At 65.1% G+C, this 26,793-nt stretch carries 25 protein-coding genes; 6 read left to right on the plus strand and 19 right to left on the minus strand.

Annotated elements, in window-relative coordinates:
- Positions 1–2 precede the first annotated feature (2 nt).
- Positions 3–785 carry a flagellar biosynthetic protein FliR gene (fliR, locus tag HV711_RS15725; RefSeq protein WP_013589924.1) on the plus strand — a complete coding sequence of 261 codons (783 nt, stop codon included), beginning with the start codon at positions 3–5 and terminating at the stop codon, positions 783–785.
- A gap of 126 nt (positions 786–911) precedes the next feature.
- Here the strand turns inward: fliR and flgL are convergent, their stop codons facing one another.
- The 12 genes from flgL to flgB all read right to left on the minus strand — a co-directional run bounded on the left by flgL (position 912) and on the right by flgB (position 13,456).
- The gene (gene flgL, locus HV711_RS15730; RefSeq protein WP_028361476.1) at positions 912–2,135 is read right to left on the minus strand and encodes a flagellar hook-associated protein FlgL; all 1,224 of its coding nucleotides are present in this window, start codon (positions 2,133–2,135) and stop codon (positions 912–914) included.
- 10 nt (positions 2,136–2,145) lie between these two features.
- Positions 2,146–4,119: a flagellar hook-associated protein FlgK gene (gene flgK, locus HV711_RS15735; RefSeq protein ID WP_035476279.1), complete on the minus strand. Its 1,974-nt coding sequence runs from the start codon at positions 4,117–4,119 to the stop codon at positions 2,146–2,148.
- Between the two features lie 213 nt (positions 4,120–4,332).
- Complete coding sequence (locus HV711_RS15740) at positions 4,333–5,106, minus strand: flagellar brake protein (RefSeq protein WP_175145147.1); 774 nt, start codon at positions 5,104–5,106, stop codon at positions 4,333–4,335.
- A gap of 448 nt (positions 5,107–5,554) precedes the next feature.
- Positions 5,555–6,559: a flagellar assembly peptidoglycan hydrolase FlgJ gene (gene flgJ / locus HV711_RS15745; protein ID WP_015003998.1), complete on the minus strand. Its 1,005-nt coding sequence runs from the start codon at positions 6,557–6,559 to the stop codon at positions 5,555–5,557.
- Between the two features lie 12 nt (positions 6,560–6,571).
- Entirely contained in the window at positions 6,572–7,753 is a 1,182-nt protein-coding gene (locus HV711_RS15750) for a flagellar basal body P-ring protein FlgI (protein ID WP_035476276.1), read from the minus strand.
- A 2-nt stretch (positions 7,754–7,755) separates the two neighbouring features.
- Positions 7,756–8,454, minus strand: coding sequence for a flagellar basal body L-ring protein FlgH (gene flgH, locus HV711_RS15755; protein ID WP_015004000.1), 699 nt, complete (start codon positions 8,452–8,454; stop codon positions 7,756–7,758).
- Positions 8,455–8,491: 37 nt separating this feature from the next.
- Positions 8,492–9,280: a flagellar basal-body rod protein FlgG gene (gene flgG / locus HV711_RS15760; protein WP_013589931.1), complete on the minus strand. Its 789-nt coding sequence runs from the start codon at positions 9,278–9,280 to the stop codon at positions 8,492–8,494.
- 94 nt (positions 9,281–9,374) lie between these two features.
- Positions 9,375–10,133: a flagellar basal-body rod protein FlgF gene (gene flgF / locus HV711_RS15765; RefSeq protein ID WP_013589932.1), complete on the minus strand. Its 759-nt coding sequence runs from the start codon at positions 10,131–10,133 to the stop codon at positions 9,375–9,377.
- Positions 10,134–10,153: 20 nt separating this feature from the next.
- Complete coding sequence (locus HV711_RS15770) at positions 10,154–11,662, minus strand: flagellar hook protein FlgE (protein WP_013589933.1); 1,509 nt, start codon at positions 11,660–11,662, stop codon at positions 10,154–10,156.
- A gap of 43 nt (positions 11,663–11,705) precedes the next feature.
- The gene (locus tag HV711_RS15775; RefSeq protein ID WP_028361471.1) at positions 11,706–12,437 is read right to left on the minus strand and encodes a flagellar hook assembly protein FlgD; all 732 of its coding nucleotides are present in this window, start codon (positions 12,435–12,437) and stop codon (positions 11,706–11,708) included.
- Positions 12,438–12,447: 10 nt separating this feature from the next.
- Positions 12,448–12,873: a flagellar basal body rod protein FlgC gene (flgC, locus tag HV711_RS15780; RefSeq protein WP_028361470.1), complete on the minus strand. Its 426-nt coding sequence runs from the start codon at positions 12,871–12,873 to the stop codon at positions 12,448–12,450.
- A gap of 91 nt (positions 12,874–12,964) precedes the next feature.
- A complete protein-coding gene (gene flgB / locus HV711_RS15785; protein ID WP_013589936.1) occupies positions 12,965–13,456 on the minus strand; it encodes a flagellar basal body rod protein FlgB in 492 nt (163 codons plus the stop codon).
- A gap of 218 nt (positions 13,457–13,674) precedes the next feature.
- Between flgB and flgA the strand changes: the two genes are divergently transcribed.
- The 5 genes from flgA to HV711_RS15810 all read left to right on the plus strand — a co-directional run bounded on the left by flgA (position 13,675) and on the right by HV711_RS15810 (position 17,179).
- Positions 13,675–15,258: a flagellar basal body P-ring formation chaperone FlgA gene (flgA, locus tag HV711_RS15790; RefSeq protein ID WP_035476275.1), complete on the plus strand. Its 1,584-nt coding sequence runs from the start codon at positions 13,675–13,677 to the stop codon at positions 15,256–15,258.
- Positions 15,259–15,411: 153 nt separating this feature from the next.
- Positions 15,412–15,765 (plus strand): flagellar biosynthesis anti-sigma factor FlgM, encoded by a 354-nt coding sequence (flgM, locus tag HV711_RS15795; RefSeq protein ID WP_028361468.1) that lies wholly within the window; start codon positions 15,412–15,414, stop codon positions 15,763–15,765.
- A 94-nt stretch (positions 15,766–15,859) separates the two neighbouring features.
- Entirely contained in the window at positions 15,860–16,306 is a 447-nt protein-coding gene (locus HV711_RS15800) for a flagella synthesis protein FlgN (RefSeq protein WP_015004006.1), read from the plus strand.
- Between the two features lie 283 nt (positions 16,307–16,589).
- Positions 16,590–16,772: a type II toxin-antitoxin system HicA family toxin gene (locus HV711_RS15805; protein WP_013589940.1), complete on the plus strand. Its 183-nt coding sequence runs from the start codon at positions 16,590–16,592 to the stop codon at positions 16,770–16,772.
- Complete coding sequence (locus HV711_RS15810) at positions 16,769–17,179, plus strand: type II toxin-antitoxin system HicB family antitoxin (RefSeq protein ID WP_028361467.1); 411 nt, start codon at positions 16,769–16,771, stop codon at positions 17,177–17,179. Before HV711_RS15805 ends, HV711_RS15810 begins: the two co-directional genes overlap by 4 nt.
- Positions 17,180–17,210: 31 nt before the next feature.
- Here HV711_RS15810 and HV711_RS15815 read toward each other — a convergent pair whose 3' ends face one another.
- The 7 genes from HV711_RS15815 to HV711_RS15845 all read right to left on the minus strand — a co-directional run bounded on the left by HV711_RS15815 (position 17,211) and on the right by HV711_RS15845 (position 26,690).
- Positions 17,211–17,945, minus strand: a complete 735-nt coding sequence (locus tag HV711_RS15815; protein WP_013589942.1) for an RNA polymerase sigma factor FliA — start codon at positions 17,943–17,945, stop codon at positions 17,211–17,213.
- 28 nt (positions 17,946–17,973) lie between these two features.
- The gene (locus HV711_RS15820; protein WP_013589943.1) at positions 17,974–18,843 is read right to left on the minus strand and encodes a P-loop NTPase family protein; all 870 of its coding nucleotides are present in this window, start codon (positions 18,841–18,843) and stop codon (positions 17,974–17,976) included.
- Positions 18,836–20,875, minus strand: a complete 2,040-nt coding sequence (gene flhF, locus HV711_RS15825) for a flagellar biosynthesis GTPase FlhF (RefSeq protein WP_035476274.1) — start codon at positions 20,873–20,875, stop codon at positions 18,836–18,838. The genes HV711_RS15820 and flhF overlap by 8 nt, the downstream gene beginning before the upstream one ends.
- A 397-nt stretch (positions 20,876–21,272) precedes the next feature.
- Positions 21,273–23,375 (minus strand): flagellar biosynthesis protein FlhA, encoded by a 2,103-nt coding sequence (gene flhA / locus HV711_RS15830; RefSeq protein ID WP_013589945.1) that lies wholly within the window; start codon positions 23,373–23,375, stop codon positions 21,273–21,275.
- The gene (gene flhB, locus HV711_RS15835) at positions 23,372–24,577 is read right to left on the minus strand and encodes a flagellar biosynthesis protein FlhB (protein WP_035476272.1); all 1,206 of its coding nucleotides are present in this window, start codon (positions 24,575–24,577) and stop codon (positions 23,372–23,374) included. The genes flhA and flhB overlap by 4 nt, the downstream gene beginning before the upstream one ends.
- A 217-nt stretch (positions 24,578–24,794) precedes the next feature.
- A complete protein-coding gene (locus HV711_RS15840; RefSeq protein ID WP_035476270.1) occupies positions 24,795–26,138 on the minus strand; it encodes a DUF3443 domain-containing protein in 1,344 nt (447 codons plus the stop codon).
- Positions 26,139–26,153: 15 nt separating this feature from the next.
- A complete protein-coding gene (locus HV711_RS15845; protein WP_013589948.1) occupies positions 26,154–26,690 on the minus strand; it encodes a DUF2844 domain-containing protein in 537 nt (178 codons plus the stop codon).
- Positions 26,691–26,793 lie beyond the last annotated feature (103 nt).

Here is a 26,793-nt window from a genome sequence, read left to right on the forward strand (position 1 = left end):
CCATGTTTTCCGTCACTTATGCGCAACTGAACGCCTGGCTCACCGCGTTTCTGTGGCCGTTCGTGCGGATTCTCGCGCTGGTCGCGACCGCGCCCGTGCTCGGCAACCGCTCGCTGCCGCTGCGCGTGAAGATCGGCCTGTCGGCTTTCGTGACGATCATCGTCGCGCCGACGCTCGGCGCACTGCCGCAAGTCACGGTCTTTTCCGCCGAAGGCGTGTGGATCATCGTCAACCAGTTCCTGATCGGCATCGCGCTCGGCGTGACCATGCAGATCGTCTTTCAGGCGATCAGCGCAACCGGCGACTTCGTCGGCCTTGGCATGGGCCTCGGCTTTGCCACCTTCTTCGACGCGCAGGCGAGCAGCTCGAGCCAGGTGCTGTCGAGCTACATGTACACGATTGCGATGCTGGTGTTTCTCGTGATCGACGGCCATCTGCAGATGATCAGCGCGCTGCTTGCGTCGTTCAATTCGCTGCCTGTGTCCGCCAATATTCTCGGGTCGCCCGGCTGGCGCACGCTGGCCAACTTCGGCAGCACGATTTTTTCAGCGGGACTTTTGCTGTCGCTGCCCGTGGTTGCGGCATTGCTGATCACCAACCTCGCGCTCGGCATCCTGAACCGCGCGGCCCCGCAGATCGGCGTGTTCCAGATCGGCTTTCCGCTCACCATGCTGATTGGTCTGTTGCTCCTGCAACTGATGATCCCGAACATGATTCCGTTCTTTGCGCGTCTGTTTGCGGTCGGGATCGATCAGATGGGGCGCGTGGCACTGGGGTTCAGGTAGGCCACCTTTCTTCCTGACGAAGATTGGGGAAACCCGCGCAAACACACACGTCCGAATGCAGAAAGGGCGGAGCCGGCTTCACCGGTCTCCGCCCTTTCTTCTTGAGCGACCAGTAGTCGCTCGCCGTCAGTTCAGATACTGAAACAACGACATGTTCTGAATCTTCACAAACGCCTGCTGTGCCGCCTGCAACGCATTCTGCGCCAGCGTGTATTTGCCGACGGTCTTGATCATGTCAGTCTGCGTCAGATCCGACAGATTGCTCGACGTCTGCAGCGTATTCGCCTGGGTGACCGTCTGCAGTGCCTGGATCTCCTGCTCGCGGCCACCGACAGTCGCCTGCGCGGTCACGACGTTGTTCATCGTATTCTCGAGCTGGGTCATGCTGGTGACGAGCGCGCTCTGCAAGCTCGCCGTCGACGCGCCGCCCGAAACCGGCGACTGCAGCGTGCTGATCAGCTGGCTCAGGTTCGCGAACACGTCCATGCTGCCTTGCGTGGCGGGCGTCACCGAGAAGCTGTCGCCCGCATTCGGCGCGCCGCTGATCGAAATGGACTGGCCGCCGAGCGTGATCGCGGAGCCGGCCGTGAACGCCTGCGGACCGCTCGTCGTCACGGCGCCCGTGGCCGGGTCGGTCTGGCTCACGGTGTAAGTCGTCGACGACGTGAAGTCGATCGAGTACGTGTCCGCGTTGGCCGGGTTGGTCGGATTGTTCAGGCTCACCGTGCTGATGACGCCCGTGCCCGTGTTCCCCGCGGCGGCCGCCGGCACCGCGCTCGTGCCGATCGGCGCGACGCTGCCGAAAATCGCCAGGCCATTGTCGCCGGTCTGCACGACGTGCGAGCCGGTGATCTGCACGGCAGGTGTGCCGGTGTCGCCGGAATACGTGACGACGCCGGCCGAGTTCGTGTTGTACGGCTGCGCGCTGCTTTGATAGCCGGCGAACAGATAGTTGCCTTGCGGATCGGTCGCGTTGGCGAGCGTCATCAACTGGCTGCGCAGGCTTTGCAGCTCGGTTGCGATCGAGCCGCGGTCGCCGTTGTTGAGCGACCCGTCGCCGGCGCGCAGCACGAGCGTGTGAATGCTTTGCAGCACGTTGTTGACGCTGCCGAGCGTCGAGTCTTCGAGTTGCAGCGACGCGAGCGCCGTGTTCTGGTTGCTCGTGTACTGCGCGAGGCTCGTCGCGGTCGAGCTCAACTGCACGGCCTGCGCCGCGCCGAGCGGATTGTCCGACGGCGTGGACAGGCTCACGCCGCTCGAAATCTCCGCGTAAAGCTGCGACAACTGAGCTTGCTGATCGCTCATCGTCGCCACGTTCATGGTGAAGTACTGGGTGCTGGAGATGCGCATGTTCAACGCCTCACTGGAAGATGCCAAGCAGCGTCTGGAACAGGGTCTGCGCGGTCTGGATCACCTTGCTGTTCGCCTGATAGAGCTGCTGATACTGAAGCAGATTGGCTGCTTCTTCGTTGATGTTGACGCCCGAGACGGACTGCTGCGCGGTCGTGATCTGCGTCACGAGCGAAGCCTGCGCCGTGCTCGCGGTCTGAATCTGATTCGTCTGGTTGCCGATTTCGTTGACGTAGTTCGCATACGCGCCCGTCAGCGTGACCGTGCCGCCGTTCATCGATTTGGCCGTCGACAGGTTCGACAGGGCCAGCGCATTGCGGCCGTCGTTGTTCGCGCCGGTGTTCGGGCCGATGGTGAACTTGTCGCCGGCAGCGGGCACGCCGCTGATCGTCACCGACACGTTGTTCATCTGGCCGGCGCTCGTGTTGTTGATCGTGAGACTTGCGCCGGTGCTCGACGAGTACGGCACGACAGTGGTCGCGCTCGTGATGGAGTAAGTGGTCGCGGGCGAGCCGGCCACGGTCACCGTCGAGCCGACCGGGAAGCCGGTGAGTCCGGTGCCGTTGTAGGTCAGCGTGGTGGTCGAGCTCGGCATCGTGTAGCCCGCCGTCACCGTGCCCGGCGAGATCGCGCCGGTGCCGGTGTTGGTCGTGGCGGCCGCGCCCAGAACCGGCGACGCAGCGGCGATTGCGGAGGCGTCCGTGGTGGCGGTCGCGAAGCTGTTCAACGCACCGCGGGTCGGTTCGACTGTGAACGAGTCGCCGGCATTCATCGTGCCGGTCATCGAAAAATTCAGGCCGTTGATCGGCTGGCTCAGGTTGCTGGCGGAGCCGACCACGGTGCCCGTCGAGTTGTCGGTGAGCGTGTAGCTGCTGCCGTTGAAGGCGAGCGTGTAGTCGCCGGTGGTCGGCTGTGCGGCGTTCGCGAACGATACGGAGAGCGACGCATTGCCGGTGTTCTGCGTGTTCGCATAAACCGTCGGGCTGCCGACCGAGAACAGCGCGCCGCCCTGCACGCCTGCGAGCGTGATGCCGAGCGCGTTCTGCGCGTTGACCTGCGAAGCGAAGCTGACGGCGATCGCGCCGAGTTGCGCTTCTGCGGGATCGAGCGTCTGGCTGCGGAACGCAACCAGGCCGCCGAGCGTGCCGCCTTCAATCTTGCTGGCCGGCAGGTCCTGCGGCGCCGCCGCGGGATTGGCGCCGGCCTGGCCGAGGTACTGCACCGACAGTTCGCTCGAATCGCCCGTGGAAGGCGCCGTGCCGAGGTTAAAGCTGTTGCCGCCCGACACGAGCGGCTGGCCGTTGCTCATGAACACGCTGTAGGCGCCGTTGCTGTTGACGACCTGCACGCCGATCAGTTGCGACAGATTCGACACGGCGAGATCGCGCTGATCCAGCAGCTGATTCGGCGGCTGCCCTTGCGTGCTTGCAGCGTTAATCTGGCCGTTCAGCTGCGCGATCTGCTGCGTGTAGCTGTTGATCTGCGAAACGGTGTTGCTCAACTGCGTGTTGACGCTTTCGCGCAGCGCGTCGTATTGCTGACCGGCGGCGTTGATCTGGTTCGCGAGCGTCTGCGCGCCGCTCATCGCCGTCTGGCGCGTGGCGAGGCTCGACGCATTGTTCGCGACGTTCTGCATGCCCGTGAAATAGCTCGTGATCGCGCTGGCAATGCCGGCAGTCGGGCTGCCGACCAGGTTGTTCAGTTGCGAGATCAACGAGTTGTAGGTGGACAGCGAGCTGCTCGACGACTGCGCGTTGTTGAGCTGCGTCGTCAGATACTGGCTGTACTGACGCGTGACGGTGACGGTCGAGACGCCCTGCGGCAGATAGCCGGAACCGGTGTACTGACCGCCCGTTTCCGCGAAGACCGGCGTTTCAATGGTGTAGCCGGGCGTCGACGCGTTGCTGATGTTCTGGCCGGTCGTCGTGAGTCCCCATTGGGCTGCGTTGAGTCCGCTGAGACCGAGATTGATGAGATTGGACATGCGTCATCCTGAAGGGCGACACCGTACACATGCCGCCGCGTTACTTGAACTGACTGTTTAACGGCTTTAGCGACGGAAAATTGAGGCCATTCACGACGCTTCCGCAAGCTTGCTTCAACGTTTGCGAGGCCAATGCGCCAAGGCCGGCGGGAGCATGCTGGCTAGTCCCGGCGCGGCGCGTGCGGCCTCTGCGCTGTTCGCTCTGTACGCCCGTTAGCGAACGAGCGAGCGGCGCTTCATTTCGAGTTGCGTGATAAGACGCTGCAGCGTGTTTTCCGCGCTGCCCGGCAGCGTCAGAAAACGGAAGCCGAGCTGGTAACGCTGCGTGCCGTTCGGCAGCGCGAGCGAGCGGTGCGACACGAGTTGCAGATCGAGCGACAGGCGGCCCAAGCCGCCGAGCGCGAGCTCGCAATCGTCCAGACGCGTGCCCATCGGCAGTTCGGCCACACGTTCGTCGGACGTGCGCATGCCGACGCCGCCCAGCGACAGATCGTGCACCTCGAAGCGGAACGAATCGCCTTCCGGCAAACGGCCGCTGCACGTGTACGGATCGAGAATGGGGGCGTCGACGCGGAAATACTCGCGACGTTGCACATAGAACAGCACTTGCGGAAAATCGGCTTCGAATGCGGGCAGTCCCTCGAAACGCGTTTCGCGCGGCGTGCCGGTGACGAACTCGACGCGCACGCCCTCAGGCGCCGCGTGGAACTGACAGCCCGCCGCGGCGAGCAGACCGCGGTTCTGGTCGGACAGTGCGCCCCAGTCGAACGTGAAAGTGCGCCCGCGCACGTCGACATCGAGTAGCCGTGTGACGAGCTGCCCACCCGGATACTGAACGGTGAGGAAATCGCCCCGATTGACGAGATTGCGCAACTGAACGCCGATTTCCAGCGGATTACGACGGCCAAAATCGTGTGCGCTGTCGTCTGGCGGAACGTGCGGCTGGATCTGCGTGTCGGTTTGGCCGTTCGACTGATTGGTTTCCATGGGCTTGCCGGTATGCATGTTCTTGCGGGCACGTGCCACCGCTGCTGCCGGGGCTTTCACGCGGTCTTTTTCATGCAGACCGTGGCACGCGCATTCAACCGGACATTAACGCTTCCGGTATGGGGTCTAACGGATTAGCGGCAGTATCCCGCTAAAATTTAGGGGCGCCCAATGAATTATTTGGAAAGACCGCGCGCAAACGTTAAAGCTCCGTTAAAGCGCCATCAAGTCACCATTAAATTGCCGACTGTCGCGCATACCGCGCCGGTGATTCGTCAGCGGCAAACGGCGCGCGCCGGTGTTCGCACAGCGTTTCGCGGGGGGGCCGGCCGCCGTCGGGCAGCCGGCCTCGTCCGTCTTGTCATGCACCTGGCCCCGTCGCGTGCATGGTTTCTTTTGCGTTGACTCACTACGCAAGCGCTGTTTGCCGATTCGAATTACCGGCGTTTTAGCCCATTTTTTCCATAATCGACATCAGCTTCTTCGCGTAATGCGGATCGGTTGCGTAACCGGCGCGCTGCATGCCGGTCGCAAAGCCCTTCACGTCATGCGCGGAATTGATGACCTGTGCATAGCGCGGGTTGCCCTTGAGCAGGCTCGCGTAATCGGTCATGGCTTCCTGATACGAGTCGTACGCGCGGAATTTCTCGACCACGCGTTGCGGCTTGCCGTTCACATACTCGGTGGTGAGCGTGGACACCGTCTTGCCGGTCCAGTCCTTGGTCGCCTTGATGCCGAACACGTTGTGGCTCGTCGTGCCGTCCGCCTTCTTGATCTCGCTCTTGCCCCAGCCGGACTCAAGCGCGGCCTGGCCGATGATGAAGCGCGCCGGAATGCCGGTCGCGGCGCTTGCTGCCTGGGCCGGCGCCGCGAGCTTGTCGACGAAAGCGTCGACCTTGGGCGAGCTACCGTCGCCCTTCAACGGCGGCGTGAGCGCGCTGTTGGCCGAGTAGCCCTTGCCCATGGCCAGCTGGCCGTTGGCCTGCGCGTTGCCGTAGGCCTTGGCGAGCGCGTTGAGCGCCGCGGTCTGACCTTCGTCGCCGCCGCTGCCGCCGCCAAGCGCATTGGCCATGCCGACGAGACCGCCCGCGCCGCTGCCGCCATTGGCGCCGCCCGTCTGCATGCCCTGGTTGCGCATCAACTGCTTGAGCATGGCGTCGGCGACGCCGATGCCCTTCTGCGACAGCTGTTGCGACAACTGCTGGTCCATCATCGACGTGAAGGTGGCGCTGTCGTGCGAATCGAACGGGCCGTCCTGCGGCGTCGCGTCACGCATGCTCTTCAACATCATCTGCGTGAAGACCGCGTCGAACTGCTGCGCGGCCATCTTCATGCCGGCTTGCGGCGATGCCTTCGCCTGCGCGCTCAGCTTGGCGAAACCCTGCACGTCGAGCGCGAAGCGCTGGGTCAGATCGTTCGCCGCCGTGGCGGAATTGGTCGTATCCGAATTCATCTGCTGTCTTCCTTAGATGATTTCCAAGTCGGCGCGCAGAGCGCCCGCCGCCTTCATCGCCTGCAGGATCGACATGAGATCCGCGGGCGTCGCACCCAATGCGTTGAGCGCCTTCACCACTTCGGCGAGGTTCGCGCCGGCCGTCACCATCTTCAGTGCGCCGTTGTCCTGCTTCATCTGAATCTGCGACTGCTTGGCCACCACCGTCTGGCCGTTCGAGAACGCGCCCGGCTGGCTCACCACCGGCTGCGTATTGATCACCACCGACAGATTGCCGTGCGCGACCGCGCAGTTCTGCAGCGTGACCATCTGGTTCATCACGATCGAGCCGGTGCGCGCGTTCAGGATCACCTTCGCGGCGGCCTGCGCCGGCTTCACGTCGAGGTTCTGCAACTGCGCCATGAAGGCGACCTGCTGCTCCGGATCGGCCGGCGCGCGCAGCTGGATCGTGCGGCCGTCGAGCGCGGTCGCCGTGCCGCCGCCGAATGCGTTGTTCACCGCGGCCACCACGCGCTGCGTGGTGTCGTAGTCCATGTCGTTCAGGTTCAACTGCATCGTGCCCGCTTGCGACACCGAGGTCGGCACCGCCCGTTCGACGATTGCGCCGCCGGCAATGCGGCCGGCCGCGAGCGTATTGACCTGCACCTTGCTGCCGTTCGCGCTCGCGCCCGCACCGCCGACCGCCAGATTGCCCTGGCCGAGCGCGTACACCTGGCCGTCCGCGCCCTTGAGCGGCGTGAGTAGCAGCGTGCCGCCGCGCAGGCTCTTCGCATTGCCGAGCGACGACACGGTGACGTCGAGCTGCTCGCCCGGCCGCGCGAACGGCGGCAGCACTGCCGTCACCATCACCGCGGCGACGTTCTTCAACTGGATGTTCGAGAGCGACGACTGCGAGTTGCTCGAGCCGGCCGCCTGGTTGTTGATCGAGATGCCGAGGTTCGCCAGCATGTTGGCGAGCGTCTGCGTGGTGAATGGCGTCTGCGTGGTCTGGTCGCCGGTGCCGTCGAGACCGACGACGAGGCCGTAGCCGATCAGCGGATTGTCGCGCACGCCCTGGATCTGCGCGAGGTCCTTCAGGCGCTCCGCGTGAGCAGGGCTCGCCGCAGGCAGCGCCGCGCACGCGAGCGCGACGAAGGCGAGCGCCCGGCCGATCTTGCCGGCGCGCGCGAGGAGGCGGAATGAAACAGTACCCATGATCACCACGGCGACACGTTGAGGAAGAAGCGTTGCAGCCAGCCCATGTTCTCCGCCTCGTCGACGTAGCCTTTCGCGGAGTATTCGATTTTCGCGTCGGCGACCTGCGTGGAGTACACCGCGTTCAGATTCGAAATGGTGTTCGGATTGACGACGCCCGAGAAACGCACGAATTCGTTGCCTTGATTGATCAGCATCTGCTTTTCGCCGCTGACCATCAGGTTGCCGTTCGGCAGCACGCCGGTCACGGTCACGGTGATGGTGCCGTTGAACGTGTTCGACGCATTCGCGCCGCCCGTCGACGCGAACTTGTTGGCACCGCTCGCGCTCAGGTTCGCTTTGCCGAACAGGCCGCCGAGGAAGCCGGCCGTCGGCACGTCGAAGCTCGTGTTGCCGCTGCGGTTCACGCCTGCGCCGGACGACTTCGTCGCGTTGACGTTTTCCTGAATCACGATGGTCAGGATGTCCCCCACATTGCGCGGCCGTTGGTCTTCGAACAACGGCCGGCCCGCGTAACCCGGGTTGTAGATCGAGCCGGGCGCCTGCGCTTGCGGCGGCATCGGCGGCATCGCCGTCATGGGCTGCTGCGTGATCGGCTGCTTCGGCACGAGGCCGCAACCGCCGAGCGCGGCGAGCAGCGTGAGCTGCACGAGCGCGACGGCAGTGCGCGAGTGGACCGGATTACGAGTGAAGTACGACATCTTGATTACCGCCTGTCAATTCCCGCTGGCTTCAGCGTTAAACCTGCATCTGGCTGAGCGTCTGCAGCATCTGGTCGGACGTCGTCACGGCCTTGCTGTTGATTTCGTAAGCGCGTTGCGTCTGGATCATGTTCACCAGTTCCTGCACCACGTTCACGTTCGATGCTTCCACGTAGCCCTGATTCAGCGTGCCGGCGCCATTCAGGCCAGGCTGCGCGACGTTGGGCGCGCCCGACGAGGCCGTTTCCGCAAACAGGTTTTCGCCCTTTGCGTCGAGACCGGCCGGGTTGATGAAGGTGGCGAGCTGCATCGTGCCGAGCTGCTGCGTGTTGGTCGAGCCGGCCACGGTGATGGATACTGCGCCGTCGCTGCCGATGGTGAGCGACGTCGCATTGGTCGGCACCGTGATGGCCGGAATCACCTGATAGCCGCTCGACGTGACGAGCTGGCCTTGCGCGTTGGTCTGGAACGAGCCGTCGCGCGTATAGGCGGTCGTGCCGTCGGGCATCTGCACCTGGAAAAAGCCCTGGCCGTTGATGGCGACGTCTTTCGAGTTGCCGGTCTGCTGCAGGTTGCCCTGCGTGTACAGACGCTCGGTGGCGACCTGCTGGACACCGGTGCCGAGCTGGATGCCGGACGGCAATTCGGTTTGCTGCGTCGAGTTCGCGCCCGGCTGACGGACGGTTTGATACAGCAGATCCTCGAACACCGCGCGCGAGCCCTTGAAGCCGTTGGTGCTGACGTTCGCGAGGTTGTTCGAGATCACGTCCATCTGCGCCTGCTGCGCATTCATGCCGGTAGCGGCGATGTAGAGTGAGCGATTCATAAATTTCTCCAATTTGAGCCGCACGTTGCGCTTTAGCGCTGAGTGCGGTCCCATGCAACTTGTTTGCGAGCCGTTGCACGGCCCGCTATGCCCGTCAGCTGAAATTCAGCAACTGATTGGCGGCCTGATCGTTCTTGTCCGCGCTTTCCAGCAGCTTCGTCTGCATCTGGAACTGGCGGGCGTTGGTGATCATCGAAACCATCGCGCTCACCGGATTCACGTTGCTGCCTTCAAGCGATGCAGGCGCGACCGCCACGGTCGGATCCGCGTCGGCGGGATTGCCGTCGGCGGTGCGGAACAGGCCGTCGTCGCCGCGCGTCAGCGTTTGCGGATCGGGATTGACCAGCTTCAGCTGATCGATCGTCACCACGGCTGTCGGCGGGTCGCCCGGCGTGAGCGCGGTCACCGTGCCGTCGCGGCCGATGGTGATCTGCGCGCCCGGCGGCACCGAAACCGGCCCACCGTTGCCGAGCACCACCTGATTGGTGGCGTTGACCAGTTGGCCGTTCTGGTCGATGTGCAGATTGCCCGCGCGCGTGTAGGCCTCGCCGCCGTCGGCGGTCTGCACGGACAGCCAGCCCGGGCCTTCGATCGCGACGTCGAGAGGATTGCCCGTCTGCTGGATCGGGCCGGGCGTGTAGTCCGCGCCCGGCGTCGACGACAGCACGAAGGTACGCGTGGTGTTGTCGTTGATCGAACTGCCGTCGCCGAACGACATCGGCACGGCGCGAAACGTCGCCAGCTGCGCGCGGAAACCGGTGGTCGACGCGTTCGCCAGATTGTTCGCAACGATGGCCTGCTGTTCGAGCGCTTGCGTGCTGCCCGACATCGCGGTGTAGATCAGGCGATCCATGATGGGTCCGTCCTGCTCGCTTACAGGTTGATGAGCGTCTGGTCGACGGTCTGCTGCGTCTTGATCGTCTGCGCGTTCGCCTGATAGTTGCGTTGCGCGGTGATCAGATCCACCAGTTCACTCGTCAGGTCGACGTTCGAGTTCTCGACCGCGCCGCCTTGCAGCACGCCGTGGTTCGTCGAGCCCGGCGCCGAAATCTGCGCGACGCCCGACTGCGACGTCTGCTGGAATTCGTTGTTGCCGAGGTTGACGAGACCGTTCTGGTTCGAGAAGTTGGCAAGCACGATCTGGCCGAGCGCCGCGGTCTGCTGGTTCGAGTAGTTGCCGGTTAGCGTGCCGTCGGCGCCGATCGTGAAGCTCGTCAGCGTGCCGGCCGCGTAGCCGTCGGGCTGCAGCGAGTTCACGCCGTTCTTGCCGCCGTACTGCGTCGTGCCCGAAATGTTCAGCGTTAGCGCCTGCGGGGTCGACGAACCGTCGGTGGTCGGCACCGAGAAGTTGAAGACATACGGCGTGGTGGTCGCGGTACCCGCAGCGTCGGTCGTGCCGAGCAGCGTGCCCGACGAGTTGAAGTTCGCGTGGCCCACGAGCGAGGCGGTGCCGGTCGATACGCCGGCGTACACGTCCCACGTGCCGGCCGAGGTCTTGGCGAAATACATGTTGACCGTCTGCGAGCCGCCGAGCGAGTCGTACACGGTCGTGCTGGTCGAGTAGTTATACGTCGACGAGCTGTTCTGGTTGAAGGCCACCGGCGTCGGCGCAATGGTGTAGCTGTCGCCGGTGCCAGGCACGCCGTTGAACGTGACGGTCTGACCGTTGCCGAGCGAGATCGGCGAGCCGGCCGTGTAGGTGCCGGTCGTCGAAGTGCCGAGCGTCGTGTCGGTCACCGTGTAGGCCGTCGCGCTGGTGAACGTGACGGTGTAGTTGTCCTTGTTCGTGCCGGAGGCGGTGTTGGTGATCGTCGCGCCCGGCGACGTGAGCGTGCCGGTATTCGACGCGCTGGCCGTCACGCTCGGCGTGCCGAGCATCAGCGGATCCTGCGCGTTCAGGTTGAGGCCGGCGGAAATGTTGGTGGTGGCCTTCGGCGCGATGTTCGCGGTCGGTACGCTCAACGGCACGGTCTGCGCGGTGTTGATGATGCCGGAGCTGTTCGCGGCATAACCCATCAGCTGCAAGCCTTGCGCGTTCGTGATGAAGCCGTTCTTGTCGAGCTGGAACACGCCGTTGCGCGAATACACGAGCGAACCGTTGTTCGACAGCTGGAAGAAGCCGTTGCCGTTGATCGCGACGTCGAGCGCCTGGTTCGTGCTCGTGATCGTGCCTTGCGAAAACTGCTGCTGCACTTCCGAGAGCTTCGTGCCGATGCCGACCTGGTTGCCCACGGCGGTCGCCACCGAATTCGCGTACATGTCGGCGAATTGTGCCGCGCCGCTCTTGAAGCCAACCGTATTCGCGTTGGCAATGTTGTTGCCGATCACGTCGAGATCGCTCGACGATGCCGACAAACCACTCAAACCTTGTTGGTAACCCATGACGGTCTCCGTGTCTGGAAAGTCGTAACTGACTTGATCTGAATTAGAGGATGGCGGCGACGCTCGTCAGCGAGACGGTCGAGCCGTTCGACAGCACGAGGCCCGGCGTCCCGCTCGACTGCGTCACGACGCTTTGCACCGTTGCGCCCGCGAGCGTGCTGGCCGTGGCCTGCTGGCCGTTGATCGTGCCGACCGCGCTGATGGTGTAGGTGCCGTCGGGCAGCGTGTTGCCGGCCGAGTCGGTCGGCGTCCAGCCCACCGGAATCGTGCCCGCCGACTGCTTGCCGAGGTCGATCGTGTTGACGATCTGGCCTGCCGAGTTCTTCACGACGACCTGCAGGTCGTTCACCGAGTTCGCGAGCTGCACGCCGAACGAGCTGGCCTTGCCGCCTGCAACCGAAATCGAGCTGCCCGGCGCGAGCACGGTCGAGCCGATCAGCAGCGCCGCCTGCGACTGCTGGCCGGCGGACATCTGCGTCGCGAGCGAGCTCAACGTCGTGTTCAACTGGCTGATGCCCGACACGGTGTTGATCTGGGCGAGCTGCGAAGTCATCTGCGAGCTGTCCATCGGATTGGTCGGATCCTGGTTCTTCAACTGCGCCACGAGCAGGCTCAGGAAGGTGTTCTGCAGATCGGTCGCCGAGGTGCCGGAGGTGCCGGTCGTCGAACTGGTCGAACTGCCCGTGCTCGACGAGCTCTTCGTGCCGTTCATCGTGTCGAGCAGCGTTTGCGACACGTTCGTGCCGTTGCTGCCGATGGTGGTGCTGGTGGTCAAGGGGCTCTCCTCAGGTTCCGATCGTGAGCGTTTTCAGCATCAGGGTCTTGGCGGTGTTCAGCGTTTCGACGTTGGCCTGATACGAGCGCGACGCCGAAATCATGTTCACCATTTCCTGCACCGGGTCGACGTTCGGCAAGGTGACATAGCCGTCCGCGTTCGCCGCCGGGTTGCCGGGGTCGTAGGCGGTCTTCATCGGCGTCGGGTCGTCGACCACGCCGGTAACCTGCACGCCACCAACCTGCTGGCCGGACGCCGTGCGCGCACCGCCGAGCGGCGCGACCGCGAACACGACCTGCTTGGCCTTGTACGGCTGGCCGTCCGGGCCGGTCGTGCTGTCCGCATTGGCGAGGTTCGAGGCCGTCACGTTGAGCCGTTGCGACTGCGCGGACATCGCCGAGCCTGCAACACCGAATATGTTCATCAAAGAAGGCATGTTTGCTGACCTTTCTTGCCGGTTCGAGCCGGCTTCAAGTTAGTTCCCGTAGCGATCTGTTCTACCTGCCGCGCATGTCTTGCGGCGCTGCTCAGGAGCCCGACTGGATCGCCGACAGCATCGTCTTGATCTGGTTCGAGAGCACCGTCATGCCGGATTCGAAGTGCAGCGTGTTGTCCGCGAACTGCACGCGCTCCGTGTCGATGTCGACGGTATTGCCGTCGAGCGCCGGTTGCGTCGGCACGCGGTATTGCAGATTGCCGTAGTCGTCCGAGGTGCCGCCTGCCGCGCTCAGCGTCGATTTGCCGGACATGTGGCCCGGCGCCGTCGCCGCCATCGACATGCCGCTCGTCACGCCGGCCGGCTGCGCCATCGGCAGCGCGGCGGTGTTCGACGCCGCGTGGCCGGTCGCGCCGGTCTTTTTCAGCGCGCCCGCAAGCGACGAAGCGAAGTCGACGTCGCGCGCCTTGTAGCCGGGCGTGTCGGCATTGGCGATATTCGACGAAAGAAGCTCCTGGCGGTAAGCGCGCACGTCGAGCGCTTCACGTCCAAAAGCGAATTCGGCATCGAGTTTGTCCAGCATAAGAATCTCCGGAGAGCGGTCCCGAGGCTTCCCGTGCGCCTCTTGTCAGAAAGCTGCATGAGACGGGAAGGCCTTTTTGCATGAGGAGCATCTTATGGGCGCCGCGCAAGCAGCAATCGGACGAATAACCGGGAAAGGGGGCTTCTATTCAACGTTTGCGCAAAGGGGGCGCTCAATAGAATGCAAGGCGTACCGAATGCATTCGATGGAGAACCGCGATGGACCAGCCCACTTCCGATCCGACGCCCCGCGCACGACGCGCGGCGGCGCATCGCATGAGTGCGGTCGCCCTGCGCGTCGCGGCCAGGCTTCTGTTGAGTTCGACGCTCGGCGTGGCCGCGTCGGGCGGCGCTGCGCTGCTGTTGGCCGCCGGCGCGCATGCCGGCGAAGCCGACGGCCCGATCGTGATTGCCGGCCCGAACGAACAGAATCCCGCCGCGCTCGCGGAACTTGCCGAGCATATGCAGACGGCGCCCGCCAAACGGACCGGCTCGGCCGCAACACTCGCCGCCGCCACCGCGCAATCGCTGACGCGGGGTTCGTCCACGCGCGACGCCGATGCGTTTACCCGCGCCGCCAATGCCAGCGGCTCGATCGTCATCGCGGGCGCGGGCGACACGCCGGTCGCGCCGCAAATGATTCGCACCAATTTCAAGCCGGACGCCAACGGTGTCGTCACCATTCCCGCGCCGGGGCGCGCCGGCTCGAGCGCCACCAGCACACCGAACTCCGCCAACCCGGCCGATACGGCCAGCACAGCCGGCACCGCCGGCCGCCTCAACACGATGCCGGCTTCGCGCCGCGTCGTGCCGGTTGTCGTGACCCCGGCGCCGCAAACCAACGGCGCGCGCGGCAGCGCGGGTGTTCAGCCGGTCGCGGCCAACGCGCCTTCGGGCGTGGCAGGCCGCGCAGCGGCTGGCGTGTCGGAGTCGACGGCAGCTGCAGGTTCTTCGGCAACAGACAGTTTCGATCCGCTGGCCGCACGCGGCGAGCCGCCGCAGTTCGGCGCGGACGGCAAACCGGTTGCCACGCGCGCGAGCGCGCCCGCCCATTCGGCGATGAGCGCCGGCGTCGCGCCGACGGCCAGCATGCCTGTCACGCGGCCTGCCGCAGCCGCGGCGGCCGTCGCCCAACCGAATGCGCGCACGGCAGCCCCGGCGCAGTCTGCGCCGCTACCCGGCCAGCAGGACCCGGAAGCGATTCGCGCCGTCGCGCTGGCGTTTTTGCAACAGCAATCGGCGGGCTTGCCGGGCAAGGTGGAAATCACCGTCGCGCCCGCGTTTCCGCGCGGTCTCGCGGCGTGCATGATGCTCGAGCCGTTCATGCCGAGCGGCGCGCGCCTGTGGGGCCGCGTGACCGTCGGCGTGCGTTGCGCCGGCCAGCGTCCGTGGACCATCTATCTGCAGACGCGCGTTTCGCTGCATGCCACCTACTACCTCGCGGGCCGCGCCATGTCGGTCGGCGAAGTGCTCACCGCCGCCGACCTCGTCGCGCGCGATGGCGATCTGACGGGCTTGCCGCAGGCCATCGTGACGGATCCGGCGCAGGCGGTCGGCTCGGTCACGCTCACGCGCGTCTCCGCCGGCATGCCGCTGCGCCGCGACATGCTCAAAAGCGCGTCGGCGGTGTCCATCGGACAGACGGTGCGCGTGGTGGCTGCCGGCGACGGTTTCGCGATTTCTTCGGAAGGCAGCGCGATGAACAATGCGTCGCCGGGTCAGCAGGTTCGGGTGAAGACCGCCAACGGCCAGGTCATCTCGGGCATCGTCAAGGATGGCGCCACGGTGGAGATTCAACTGTGAATGCGGACGACCCGCGCGTCGCGCAGGCTCTGGCGGCGCCGGCCGTTTCAGGGCCGGATCGTCTTGATAGACAAGGAAAAAGCTGCAGCGATTGCGCTAAAGTTTTGATGAACGCTTGCCGTTATCAGAATCAAATCGTTCAGGAAGCCAATCGTGAAAGTCGATTCCCAAACCAATTCGAACCTGCCGACGTTGAAAGATGCCGTGTCCCGCTCGCAGCAAAGCGAAGCGGCGACCGCGAACACCGGCGCGCAGACGGCGGGCACTGCCTCGCAACCCACTTCCAGCGGCTCGGGCGACGCGAGCGTCAGCCTGTCGGGCCTGTCGCAGCATTTGCGCAGCCTCGCGGCGTCCGGTTCCGCCGACATCGACACGGCGCACGTCGAGTCGATCAAGCAGGCCATCAAGGACGGCACGCTCACGATCGACTCCGGCAAGATCGCCGACGGTGTGCTGAGCACCGCGCGCGAACTGTTGCAGAACAAATCCTCGTCGACCGGCAACTAATCGACGCATCGAAGTACGGTGAATGGCCGGGCGGCGTTCGACAAACACGGCTCGCAACTCCTCTGCGAGCCGACGTTTTCAGCGAGTTGTTGAGATGAAAGACGCCCTGCTTGCCACCCTCATCGAAGAATATTCCGCCGTCGAGGCCTTCGCGTCGGTCCTGACGCTCGAGACCAAGGCGCTCACCGCGTTGTCGCCGGTCGAATTGCTGCCTTCGGTGATCGAGAAAAAGACCGCACTGATCGGCGAGCTCGCGCAGCTCGAAACCCGCCGCGACGAGCTGCTCGCCGGCATGGGTTTTCCCGGCGGCTGGGCCGGCATGGAACTCGCCGCCAGCACCGACGAGCGCCTCGGCGCCCAATGGTCGCTGCTGCAAAAGGCCGCCGAGCGCGCGCGCCGCTCGAACACCAGCAACGGCGAGCTGATTCGCGTGCGCATGGACTACAACCAGCGGGCGCTGGCCGCGTTACAGGTGGTGATGCCGCAAAAGGCCGGTTTCTACGGTCCGGACGGACGCATTCCGGCACGCGCGGCGGTGTAAAACCGCGATCAGACAGAACATTTCCATCAAGGGCTCGTCGCTGCGACGGGCCCTTTTTGTTTTTACCGTCTCGCTCACTCGCACTTCCCTCCTCCCCTCACACGTTGGCCATCCGGCCAGGTGGCGCTCAGGGTGCCGCCCGCGTTCAAATCTCCTCTTCCCCCAACGAGGTTTTCCGCCGCCGGCACGCCTAGGCACGCCGCCTTTCCCGTGTCATCCGACAGCAGCGAAAACTGACTCTAGCGAGGTTGTGTAATCGTGTGTATAGTACGAGGAGTGCAGTATGAACAGTGCCGAGGTCGTCAAACTGATTCACGCGGATGGCTGGCGGCTTGTCCGGATATCGGGCAGCCATCATCACTTCCGGCACGCATTGAAAGCCGGGCTCGTGACCATCCCCCATCCCAAAAGGGACCTTCCGCCCGGCACGCTGAACAGCATCTTGAAACAGGCAGGGCTGAAATGAAAAACTTGATCTTTCCGGTCGCCATCGAGCCAGGTGACGCAGAGCACGCGTTCGGCGTCATCGTGCCGGATATTCCGGGCTGTCATTCGGCGGGAGATACGCTGGAGGAGGCTTACGCGAACGCGAAAGAGGCGATCGAGGCGCATCTGGACACGCTGCTCGACGAAGGCTTGCCGATTCCCGAAAGGCGGACGCTAGACGAGCATCGGCGCAATCCTGACTACGCGGGTTTCACGTGGGGCTTCGTGACCACCCGGAATATTCCCGCGCTCAAGAAGGCGGTTCGCATCAACATCTCGTTACCCGAGGCGCTGGTGCATGAAATCGACGAATACGCGCAGGCGCGTGGCATGTCGCGTTCTGCTTTTCTCGCGCTCGCCGCCGAGCATGAAATGGCGGAGGCTTGACACGCATGCGTTGGCGCGCGAGGCAGAGCGCTCAGGTGGTCTCGGCATTCGCCCAGGCCATTTCGCGCAGACGTGTGCGCAAACGCGCCACCGCCTGGCTGTGCAGCTGGCATACGCGCGACTCGCTGACTTCCATCACCGCGCCGATTTCACGCAGGTTCATGCCGCGCTCGTAGTAGAGCGACATCAGCAGCTTTTCGCGTTCCGGCAAGCGGTCGATGGCTTCCACCAGCGCGGAGCGCAGGCTCTCGTCGAGCAACGCCGAGAGCGGATCCGAGTGATCCACGCAGTAACGGTCCAGAAACGGTTCGTCGTCGGCGGAACGGTCGAAGTCTTCGTAGTAGATGAGCTGGCTGCCATGCAGATCCTGCAGCATCGACTGATACTCGTCGAGCGGCATTTGCAGGTGCTCGGCAATCTCCGTTTCGCTCGCCGAGCGGCCCAGGTTCTGCTCCACCTTGTGCACGGCTGTTTCCACTTCTCGCGAAGTGCGCCGCAAGCTGCGCGGCAGCCAGTCGTTACTGCGCAATTCGTCCAGCATCGCGCCGCGAATCCGCTGGCTCGCGTAGGTCTCGAACTGCGCGCCCTGATCTTCCTTGTAGCGGCTCGCGGCATCCAGCAGGCCGATCATGCCGGCCTGAATCAGATCGTCGAGGTCGACGCTGGCCGGCATTTTGGCGACGAGCTGCAAGCCGAGTCGACGCACGAGCGGTGCGTACTTCGTTAAAACATCGGCTTGGGAAATCTTTCCCTGAGCGTTATACATCGTGCTCCCCTTGTCCTTGTGCCGCCCCTCAGGCGTGCTGCGCAGACGGTTGGTCGGCGTGTTGCGCCGCTGAAACTGTCGCAGGCGCCATCCATGGCGTTTGCGACGACATCGCTGGCCGCATCGGCCAGTACTGCAGTTCGGCCGCGAGGTGCCGGAAATCGCGCGCTGCCGGTGTCGACGGGAATGCGTCGACGACACAACGCGACAACTCTTCGGCTCGCGCCATCCGCGCATCCGCGGCAATGCAACCGGCGTCTTCCAGCGCCACCGCGAGGTAGCGCCCGGCCACGCCGGCCAGGTTTGCAAAAGCAGTGCGAGCGTCTTCCACGCTCTGCACGTGGTTCACCAGCACGCGAAACTGCGCGATGGCGTGGGCGTAATGCAGGCGCTTCATGCATGCGTAGGCGTCCGTGATCGCCTGCGCGGCCATGCGCGTGACGATCATCACGTCGTGCGCCTGCATCGCGAGCGCCGAGAGGTGTCCTTGCTGATCCAGTTGCGCGTCGATCAGCACGACGTCGGCGGAGCCGTGCAGCAGCACGCCCAATTGCGCCGCGCTATAGCCCTCGCGATGCGCACGCGAGGCGGCCAGCACCGAGAAGCCGAGCGGATGCCGCGAAGCCGCGTCGTCGAGCGTCATCTCGCCGCGCATCACCGCCGTAAAGTTGCCCGCGCCGCGCACGCTGCCGGCAAGCGCACTCACCGACTTGTCGCCGAGCCACTCGTCGATCACGAGCACGTCCTTGCCTTGCTGCGCGAGCGCCGCCGCGAGGTTGATCACCGTGGCTGTGCAGCCCGCGCCCAGCGACCCGCCCGTTACCGAAATCACGCGCGAGCCGCTGCGCGCGAGGAGGCGCCGCAGTCCTTCTGCCTGATCGGAGACGAGCTTATCCAAAGCGGACCTCGTGCAATTCAGCGGTGGAGCGCGCGGACAGCGCGGAGAGCAGCGCGGGCACATCGTCGTCGTGCGGAACGAACGGCGAGTGATCGCGCGGAATGCAGAACGCGCTCTTCAGCAGGAAACGTTTGGTCGCGACGTAGAGGTTTTCCGGCACTTTCTGGCCGGTCGACACGTAGTGCACCGGCAGCTTGTAGCGGATCACCGTATCGAGCACGCCGCCCAGGTTGGTGGCTTCGTCGAGCTTGGTCAGAATGCAGCCGGCGAGCGGCTGTTGGTCCGGTCCGCGCTGGTAGGCCTGCACGACTTCGTTGAGCGTGTCGCCGTGGCTCGTTGCGTTGAGCAGCAACAGACGCTGCACCGGCTGGCCCGCGCGGCTTAACATCGCGATCTGGTCGGACACGAGCCGGTCGCGCTGGCTCATGCCGATCGTGTCGATCAGCACGATGTGCTTGTTGCGCAATTCGGAGAGCGCGAGTTGCAGGTCGGCGCTGTCTTTCACCGCGTGAACCGACACGCCGAGAATCTTGCCGAAGATGCGCAGTTGCTCGTGACCGCCGATCCGGTAGCTGTCGGTGGTGAGCAGCGCGACTTTGCTGGCGCCGAAGCGCATCACGCAGCGCGCCGCGAGCTTGGCCGTGGTCGTGGTCTTGCCGACGCCCGTCGGGCCCATCAGCGCGAATACGCCGCCGCGCTCCATGAGCGTGTCTTCGTCTTCCATCACCGGCAGGTTCGAGGCGAGCACCGAGCGCACCCAGTCCATGCCGTCGTCCATGTTGTCGACGTCCTCGGGCAGGTTGTCGACCATCATCTGCACGAGCTGCGCGGAAAAGCCGGCCGCGAACAGATGCTTGGTCAGCGCGCCGTGCGCCGGATTGCGGCGTTGACGGTCGCCCCACATGAGGCCCGCGAACTGTTCTTCCATCATGCCGCGCAGCGACGACAGCTCGCTCATCACGGTTTCCTTGACGACCTGCTCCATGCGCGCCTTGATGGCTTCAGCGACAGCAGCAGGCGTGCGCGTGTCGTCGGCGGCGGGCGCCGGCGCGAATTTCTGCGCGGCGCGGCGCGCGGCGACTTGCGCGGCTTCGCGAGCCCAATCCGGCGTGTTGTCCGCTTGCGTTGCGGCGGCGTTGCCCGGCTCGACGGCGCCGCCGAGGCCCTTGGCCATCGCGTCGGCGGGCGTCATCGCGTGAGGACGCGCGCTGTATTCACCGTGCTGCTGTTGCTCGGCGGCAATGCGTCGCGCGTGATCGATCAGCCACGGATTGGAGTCGGCCAGCGTGCGCGGCGCCTGAGCGTCGGCGGACGAAGCCGCGGAGCCGGACGGCACACCGGCGGCCTTCAGCAGGTCGGCGCGGATGTCTTCGTTCAGGCGCGCGGCCGCGGCGCGGGCGCTCGGCTGACCGACGTTGATCTGTTGCGATTGCGGTGCAGGCGCGTGCTTCGCGCGCTCGGGGGCCGCGGGGGCCGCATTGGCGGCAGCGGCGGAAGCGCCATGCAATGCGCCTTTGCGCGCGGCGGCCAGCGGGTCGGCCAGCGCCGCGGACGGCGTGGCGGCTTGCTTCGCCGCTTGCATCGCTGCATTCATCGCCGCACTCGGCATGACCTTTGCGGCCGGCTGCGCGTCGTGACCGCCTGCGAGCGACGAATCAGCGAAGCTGCCCGCCGTCTCGGTGCCGGCTTCGGGGCTCGCGCCGAACACCGACGAGAACACGTCCGGCATGCCGCTCGCATACGGATTGGCTTGCATCGCCTGAGGCGCGGACATCGCGCGCGGTGCGGCCGACACGCCCAGTGCGGGTTGCGCAGCCGCCAGATTCGTCGATGCGGATGGTGCTGCGCTCGCTTCGGCGCGCGGTGCCTTCGGCGTGATCGCCGCAAGGTCGCTGTCGGCCAATGCGACGATCTCGACACTGCCGTCATCCATTGTCCGATTGGACAGCACGACCGCGTCGGCGCCCAGCGCTTCGCGCACGAGACGCAGTGCGTCGCGACTGTTGGCACCGATAAATTTACGAATGTTCAAGCTGGACCCCCGATGAGGTAAACGGACTGACGGACCGGCAACACACCGCTTCCCATTGAGATCATTATTGCGAAACCCGTCGTCCGACGATCGGTGGATAAAGGCCGTTAAACGTGGGTAATTCGGCCGATGGAAGCGCGCCGCCATCCCGGCCCGCCGCGTGACGAAAACGCGCCGTGCCGCGCGCCCGCCGGCGAGTCGCAAGCCGCGTCAAGGCGGTGCCCGCGAGCGAAGCATGGACTCGCCGATACCTTCGCGGTGCGAAAAGTCAGGTGCGGAAATGAAAACCGGCGCCCTCAGGCGCCGGCTAACCGGTCGAGTGTCGGTCCACCCGTCATGCGCGCAGCAAGTGCCGCGCAGTTTGCGACAAGGTGCTCAGCGCGCTTTTCGTCGCGCGCTAACCCTGCGCGCCGATCAGATTGACCACCTTGATGTTGCGCGTGTCCGGCACTTCGGCATACGACAGCACCTTCAACTGCGGCAGGCTGCGGCGCAGGAAGCGCGCGAGCATCGGCCGCAATGCATGCTGCACGAGCAGCACCGGCGCGAGTCCCATGTTCTGCTGACGGCTCATCGCCTTCTGCGTTTCGGTCATCAGCGTATGCGCGAGGCCGGGCTCGAGGCCGGGGTTGGAACCGGTCGACAGCGCCTGCGAGAGCACGCGCTCCAGATTCGAGTCGAGGCCCATCACCTGCATGTCGCCGGTGCCCGGGAACCACTGCTGCGTAATCGCGCGGCCGAGTGCAAGACGCACGGCGGCGGTGAGATCGTGCGCGTCGGTGAGCTTCGGCGTGTGCTCGGACAGCGCTTCGAGGATGGTGCGCAGGTCGCGGATCGGCACGCCTTCTTCCAGCAGGTTTTGCAGCACCTTCTGCAACGTGGTGAGCGGCAGCGTCTTCGGCACCAGATCGTCGACGAGCGACGGCGTGTCTTTCTGCATGCGCTCCAGCAGCGCCTGCACCTCGCGGCGGCCGAGCAGCTCGGACGCGTGCGTGACCACGAGGTGATTCAGGTGCGTGGCGACCACGGTGCTCGAATCGACCACCGTGTAGCCATACACCTGCGCCTGTTCGCGCAGATTCGTGTCGATCCAGATGGCCGGCAGACCGAACGCCGGGTCTTGCGTCGGCGTGCCCGGCAGCGCGGCGGAAACCTGACCCGGGTTGATCGCGAGCCATTGGCCCGGATACGCCTCGCCGACGCCCACTTCCACGCCCTTCAGCGCGATCCGATAACCGTTCGGCCGCAATTCCAGGTTGTCGCGAATGTGGATGACCGGCGGCAGAAAGCCGATTTCCTGCGCGAACTTCTTGCGGATGCTCTTGATCCGCTTGAGCAGTTCGCCGTCCGAGTTCTTGTCGACGAGCGGAATCAGCCGGTAGCCCACTTCGAGGCCGAGCGTGTCGATCATCGTGACGTCGTCCCAGCTGGCTTCGGTGTTCTCGACCGGCGTGACGGCGGCCGGCGCGACATCCACGAGCGCCGTCGTGTTCTTGCGTTCCTCGGCGCGCTTTTTCATGGTGCGGCCGAGCTGGATCAGACCGCCGCCCAGAATCAGAAACGCGAAGTGCGGCATGCCCGGAATCAGGCCCATCAGCACCAGAATGCAGCCGGTGATCATCAGCACGCGCGGGTTCGTGAAGAGCTGCCCGGTGAGCTGCGTGCCGATGTCTTCATTCGTTGCGACGCGCGACACGATCACGCCGGCGGCCGTCGAAATGACGAGCGACGGAATCTGCGCGACGAGGCCGTCGCCGATGGTGAGCAGCGTGTAGTTCTTGCCCGCCGACGCGAAGTCCATGCCGTGCTGAACCATCCCGACGATCAGCCCGCCGAAGATGTTGATCACCATGATCAGCAAACCGGCAATCGCGTCGCCGCGCACGAACTTGCTCGCGCCGTCCATCGAGCCGTAGAACTCGGCTTCCTGCGAGACTTCCGCGCGGCGCTTGCGCGCCTGCTCTTCGTTGATGAGGCCGGCGTTCAGGTCGGCGTCGATCGCCATCTGCTTGCCGGGCATCGCGTCGAGTGTGAAGCGCGCGGACACTTCCGCAATCCGCCCCGCGCCCTTCGTGATCACCATGAAGTTGATCACCATCAAAATGATGAAGACGACGATACCGACCGCGAAGTTGCCGCCCACGAGAAAGTGGCCGAACGACTCGATCACCTGGCCCGCGGCGTCAGGACCCGTGTGGCCTTCGAGCAGCACGACGCGCGTCGACGCGACGTTCAGCGACAGGCGCAGCAGGGTCGAGAACAGCAGCACGCTCGGGAAAGCGGCGAAGTCGAGCGGCTTCATCGTGTACATGCTGACGAGCAGCACCATCACGGAAAGCGCGATGTTGAAGGTGAACAGCAGATCCAGCAGGAACGGCGGCAACGGCAGGATCATCATGCCGAGGATCATGCAGATCAGCACCGGGCCGGCTAAGGCGCGCAAATTGGTGCTGCTCAGGGCATCGGGCCGTCGAGCGAGGAAACCGGCGCGAGCGTTCATGCCGAGACTCCGTCATCGTTAGCGGGGTTGAGCGTGTCGGCGGCTTCCTGATCGGCTTCTTCATCCGATACACCGCCCTTGTCGAGTTCCGCGGGCACCTCGAGCTCGGTCGGTGCGACCGGCTTGACGCCGCCTTCGGTTTTGAAGCGCCGCAACTGGTACACCCACGCGAGCACTTCGGCGACCGCGCCATACAGCTGGCCGGGAATCTCGCGGTTCAGTTCGACGTTGTGATAAAGCGCACGCGCGAGCGGCGGCGCTTCCAGCAGCGGCACGTTGTTTTCGGCGGCGAGCTCGCGAATCCGCGCGGCCACGAGGTTCACGCCCTTCGCGACCACCTTCGGCGCGCGCATCTCGCCGTCCGTGTATTGCAGCGCGACCGCGAAGTGCGTCGGGTTCGTGACCACGACGTCGGCCTTCGGCACCTGCGTCATCATGCGGCGGCGGGCAATGGCGCGCTGCTGCTGGCGAATCCGGCCCTTCACGTGCGGATCGCCTTCGCTTTCGCGATGCTCGCGCTTCACTTCTTCCTTGCTCATGCGCAGTTTCTTGTGGAACTGCCAGAGTTGATACGGCACGTCCAGTGCGGCGACGACGAACATGCCCGCCACCGTCATCCCGCAGCACACGGCGATGAGATGCACGGTGTTGGCGAGCGCGAGGTGCAGTGGCTGCGTGGCGAGCGCGAGAATCTCCTCGCGCCGGTTCCAGATCGCGGTACCGCCGATCACACCCACCACCAGCGTCTTGGCAAGCGACATGCCGAGCTGGATCGGGCCGTTGATCGAAAAGATCTTGCCGAGGCCGGCAATCGGATTAAGGCGGTCGAACTTGGGCTCGAGCCCTTTCGCCGACAGTTGCCAGCCGCCCAGCGCCATCGGCGCGAGCAAGGCGGCCGCGCCGGTAAACGCGAGGATCGGCAAAAGCGCGTAGAGGCCTTCGCGGCTCGCCGCGCCGGCGCCCGCCATCATGCGGTGGGTCTCGAAAGCGCTCGCGTGGTCGAATGTGAACGCCGCGCGCAGCATGGCCTGCAAATGCTCACCGATGCTGCCCGACATGCCCCACACGCCGAAAAAGCCGGCCGCGAGCAGCGCGAACGTCGAGAGCTCCCGCGAACGCACGATCTGCCCCTCCTCGCGCGCTTTCTGCAAGCGCCGAGGGGTGGCTGATTCGGTTTTTTCGAGGTCGCTTTCCTCTGCCACAAGGCTCTCCAATCGGGCGAGGCACTGCGCCTCTTTCCAGTGAGAGCGATTATTCCCGGTCGGCGCAAGCACCGATCGGCGGATAAAGGAGGAGAAACCGGGGCTTTTCGGCGGATGGGCGAGCCGCGCGCGAGGCCGCGCGCCGCCGCAAAAGACAACGCCCGCGCTGCTTCGCGCGGGCGTCGTGGCTGGCGATCAGGCGGTGCGTCGCGCCGGATCAGCTTGCGTAGGCAACGAAAGGCGCCTGGGTGCCGCCGTTCGATTTCAGGTCGAAGCCGTGATAGACGTGGCGTCCGTAGAAGAACGGCAAGCCCAGGTCGAACGCGGCGAGGCCGCCCAACTGGCCCGCGAGGTCGTTGAACGCGTAGTTGGTGCCGCTGTTAAAGAGCGTCGACGCACTCAGGATGCCGATGCTCGCCGTCGCCTGGGCGGCGTTCGCACCGACCAGCGTGATGGAGCGGGTCTGCGCGGAGGATGGGCAATAGAAGCCCGGGAAGCTGCTGCCGCACAGCGTGAGCGAGCTGTCGTTGAAGAAATAGCCGTTCGAGCCCGAATCCAGGAACGCCGTCGTGGTGCTGCCGTTGAAGACGCTGCCGGTCAGATCGCCGTAGGCGTCGGTGGTCAGAACCTGCGCGGAGCCGAGCCCATTGTTGGACTGCGTGCCGATGCCGAACACCAGTGTGCCCGTGGCCGAAGCCTGCCCGTTATTGCTGATGGGCGGCATTTGCACGATCACGCCGTTGTTGTCGACCGGGAACTTCGCGACCGGATTGGCGACCTGGCTCGCGAGCGGAACCGTCGCGCGGGTGCACGAGGTGCCGCCCGGGCACGAGAAGTAGTTGCTGTAGGTCGCCGCGGTCGACGCGTTCGCGCAGGTCGAGCCGCAATCGTAGAGCGCCGTCCCGATGCCGATGATGCCGTTCGCGCCCAGATCGCTCGGCGTATTCTCCGCCGCGCCGCTGCCGCAACCGGTGGGCGCCGTGGTGCCCGCCGCCGTGTCGCCAATGATCTGCACCGGAACTGCCGCTGTGGTCGTTTCACCACCGATCGTTACAGTCGCCGTGCGCACGCTGCCCCACGTATAGCCGTCGGCGAAAGTGGCGCATTCGCCGAGCGGACTACCACCAGAGATGGAGCTGACGGGCAACGCGCCCTGCATGGTCGAATTCAACGCCGCGTTGGCGATGCGCAGTCCGAACGAACCCGTGTCGACCTGAATGTTGTTGATGGTCTGGCATGTAGTCGTGTTAGGCACACACACCGTCACGCTGATCGTGGGAATGTTGATCACACCCGTGACGCCGCGGTTCACCGAGATCGCCACCGTGTTGGCCGCGTTCGCCGCAATCGGCTGCTGCGTCGGGCTGGCCGGCAAGCCGCTCGTCGACGTGCCGCCGCTGGAGCCGCCCGTCGAACCGCCAGTCGAGCCGCTGCTGGAACCGGAGCTGCCGCTGTCACCGCCGCCACCCCCGCCGCACGCGGCAAGCGCGGAGACGAGCACGACCGTTACCGCAACCCGCGTCCAGTCCTTGAGTTTCTTTGCCATGAGCATGGTTTGCATCGTTCGTCCTCGCCGTTACTGGATGTCGGTGCCGCTGACGCCGGCAGGCAGCGCGGGCGGCAGCCATGCGCGGCCGGAGAAGGCGCCCATATGGCCGCCGGACTGCACGACGAGGCTGCTCTGATCGACCGCGACCGGTCCACGTGCGCCGCCGCGCGCCGCACGCGCGGCCTTCACGCCTGCGACGTACTGCGGAAAGTAACTGCCGAGCATCTCATTCAGATCAGGCATTTGCGGGCCGTTCCACGCGATGCCGAAGACGGTGCCGTCGGCGGCCACGTATTCGCGCACCACCGTGCCGTTGCCGAGCGTGGTTTCACGAACGGTGTACGACGCCGTAGCGGAAGCGGAAGAAGCTGCACCCGAGGCCGAGCGCACGACGGCGCTCGAAGGATGCATGGTGCGGGACGAGACCGACGCGTCCGCGGGAGGCGTCATCGGGGCGCCGCCGAGCGCCGCATGAGCGGACTGCACGGCGGAAAACGAACCGGGCAGGACAAAAGGCAACACAAGCGCCGTAACCCGACCGGCGCGGCGTACATGACTCCACATAACGAATTTCCTCCCTGGCTGCTGGCCGGCGCGCACTCTCCCGCGGACCGGCTGCATGTAGGCCAATCATAGGACACGGATGGGGCCGCATCTGGAGGAAAAC

The organism is Paraburkholderia phenoliruptrix (assembly GCF_902859825.1).
GTDB classification, from domain to species: Bacteria; Pseudomonadota; Gammaproteobacteria; order Burkholderiales; family Burkholderiaceae; genus Paraburkholderia; species Paraburkholderia phenoliruptrix.

Excerpts from the sequence above, each read along its gene's own strand:
- fliR (WP_013589924.1), top strand. The coding sequence starts at position 3 with ATGTTTTCCGTCACTTATGCGCAACTGAACGCCTGGCTCACCGCGTTT.
- flgL (WP_028361476.1), bottom strand. The coding sequence starts at position 2,135 with ATGCGCATCTCCAGCACCCAGTACTTCACCATGAACGTGGCGACGATG.
- flgK (WP_035476279.1), bottom strand. The coding sequence starts at position 4,119 with ATGTCCAATCTCATCAATCTCGGTCTCAGCGGACTCAACGCAGCCCAA.
- HV711_RS15740 (WP_175145147.1), bottom strand. The coding sequence starts at position 5,106 with ATGGAAACCAATCAGTCGAACGGCCAAACCGACACGCAGATCCAGCCG.
- flgJ (WP_015003998.1), bottom strand. The coding sequence starts at position 6,559 with ATGAATTCGGATACGACCAATTCCGCCACGGCGGCGAACGATCTGACC.
- HV711_RS15750 (WP_035476276.1), bottom strand. The coding sequence starts at position 7,753 with ATGGGTACTGTTTCATTCCGCCTCCTCGCGCGCGCCGGCAAGATCGGC.
- flgH (WP_015004000.1), bottom strand. The coding sequence starts at position 8,454 with ATGTCGTACTTCACTCGTAATCCGGTCCACTCGCGCACTGCCGTCGCG.
- flgG (WP_013589931.1), bottom strand. The coding sequence starts at position 9,280 with ATGAATCGCTCACTCTACATCGCCGCTACCGGCATGAATGCGCAGCAG.
- flgF (WP_013589932.1), bottom strand. The coding sequence starts at position 10,133 with ATGGATCGCCTGATCTACACCGCGATGTCGGGCAGCACGCAAGCGCTC.
- HV711_RS15770 (WP_013589933.1), bottom strand. The coding sequence starts at position 11,662 with ATGGGTTACCAACAAGGTTTGAGTGGTTTGTCGGCATCGTCGAGCGAT.
- flgC (WP_028361470.1), bottom strand. The coding sequence starts at position 12,873 with ATGCCTTCTTTGATGAACATATTCGGTGTTGCAGGCTCGGCGATGTCC.
- flgB (WP_013589936.1), bottom strand. The coding sequence starts at position 13,456 with ATGCTGGACAAACTCGATGCCGAATTCGCTTTTGGACGTGAAGCGCTC.
- flgA (WP_035476275.1), top strand. The coding sequence starts at position 13,675 with ATGGACCAGCCCACTTCCGATCCGACGCCCCGCGCACGACGCGCGGCG.
- HV711_RS15800 (WP_015004006.1), top strand. The coding sequence starts at position 15,860 with ATGAAAGACGCCCTGCTTGCCACCCTCATCGAAGAATATTCCGCCGTC.
- HV711_RS15805 (WP_013589940.1), top strand. The coding sequence starts at position 16,590 with ATGAACAGTGCCGAGGTCGTCAAACTGATTCACGCGGATGGCTGGCGG.
- HV711_RS15810 (WP_028361467.1), top strand. The coding sequence starts at position 16,769 with ATGAAAAACTTGATCTTTCCGGTCGCCATCGAGCCAGGTGACGCAGAG.
- HV711_RS15815 (WP_013589942.1), bottom strand. The coding sequence starts at position 17,945 with ATGTATAACGCTCAGGGAAAGATTTCCCAAGCCGATGTTTTAACGAAG.
- flhA (WP_013589945.1), bottom strand. The coding sequence starts at position 23,375 with ATGAACGCTCGCGCCGGTTTCCTCGCTCGACGGCCCGATGCCCTGAGC.
- HV711_RS15840 (WP_035476270.1), bottom strand. The coding sequence starts at position 26,138 with ATGCAAACCATGCTCATGGCAAAGAAACTCAAGGACTGGACGCGGGTT.
- HV711_RS15845 (WP_013589948.1), bottom strand. The coding sequence starts at position 26,690 with ATGTGGAGTCATGTACGCCGCGCCGGTCGGGTTACGGCGCTTGTGTTG.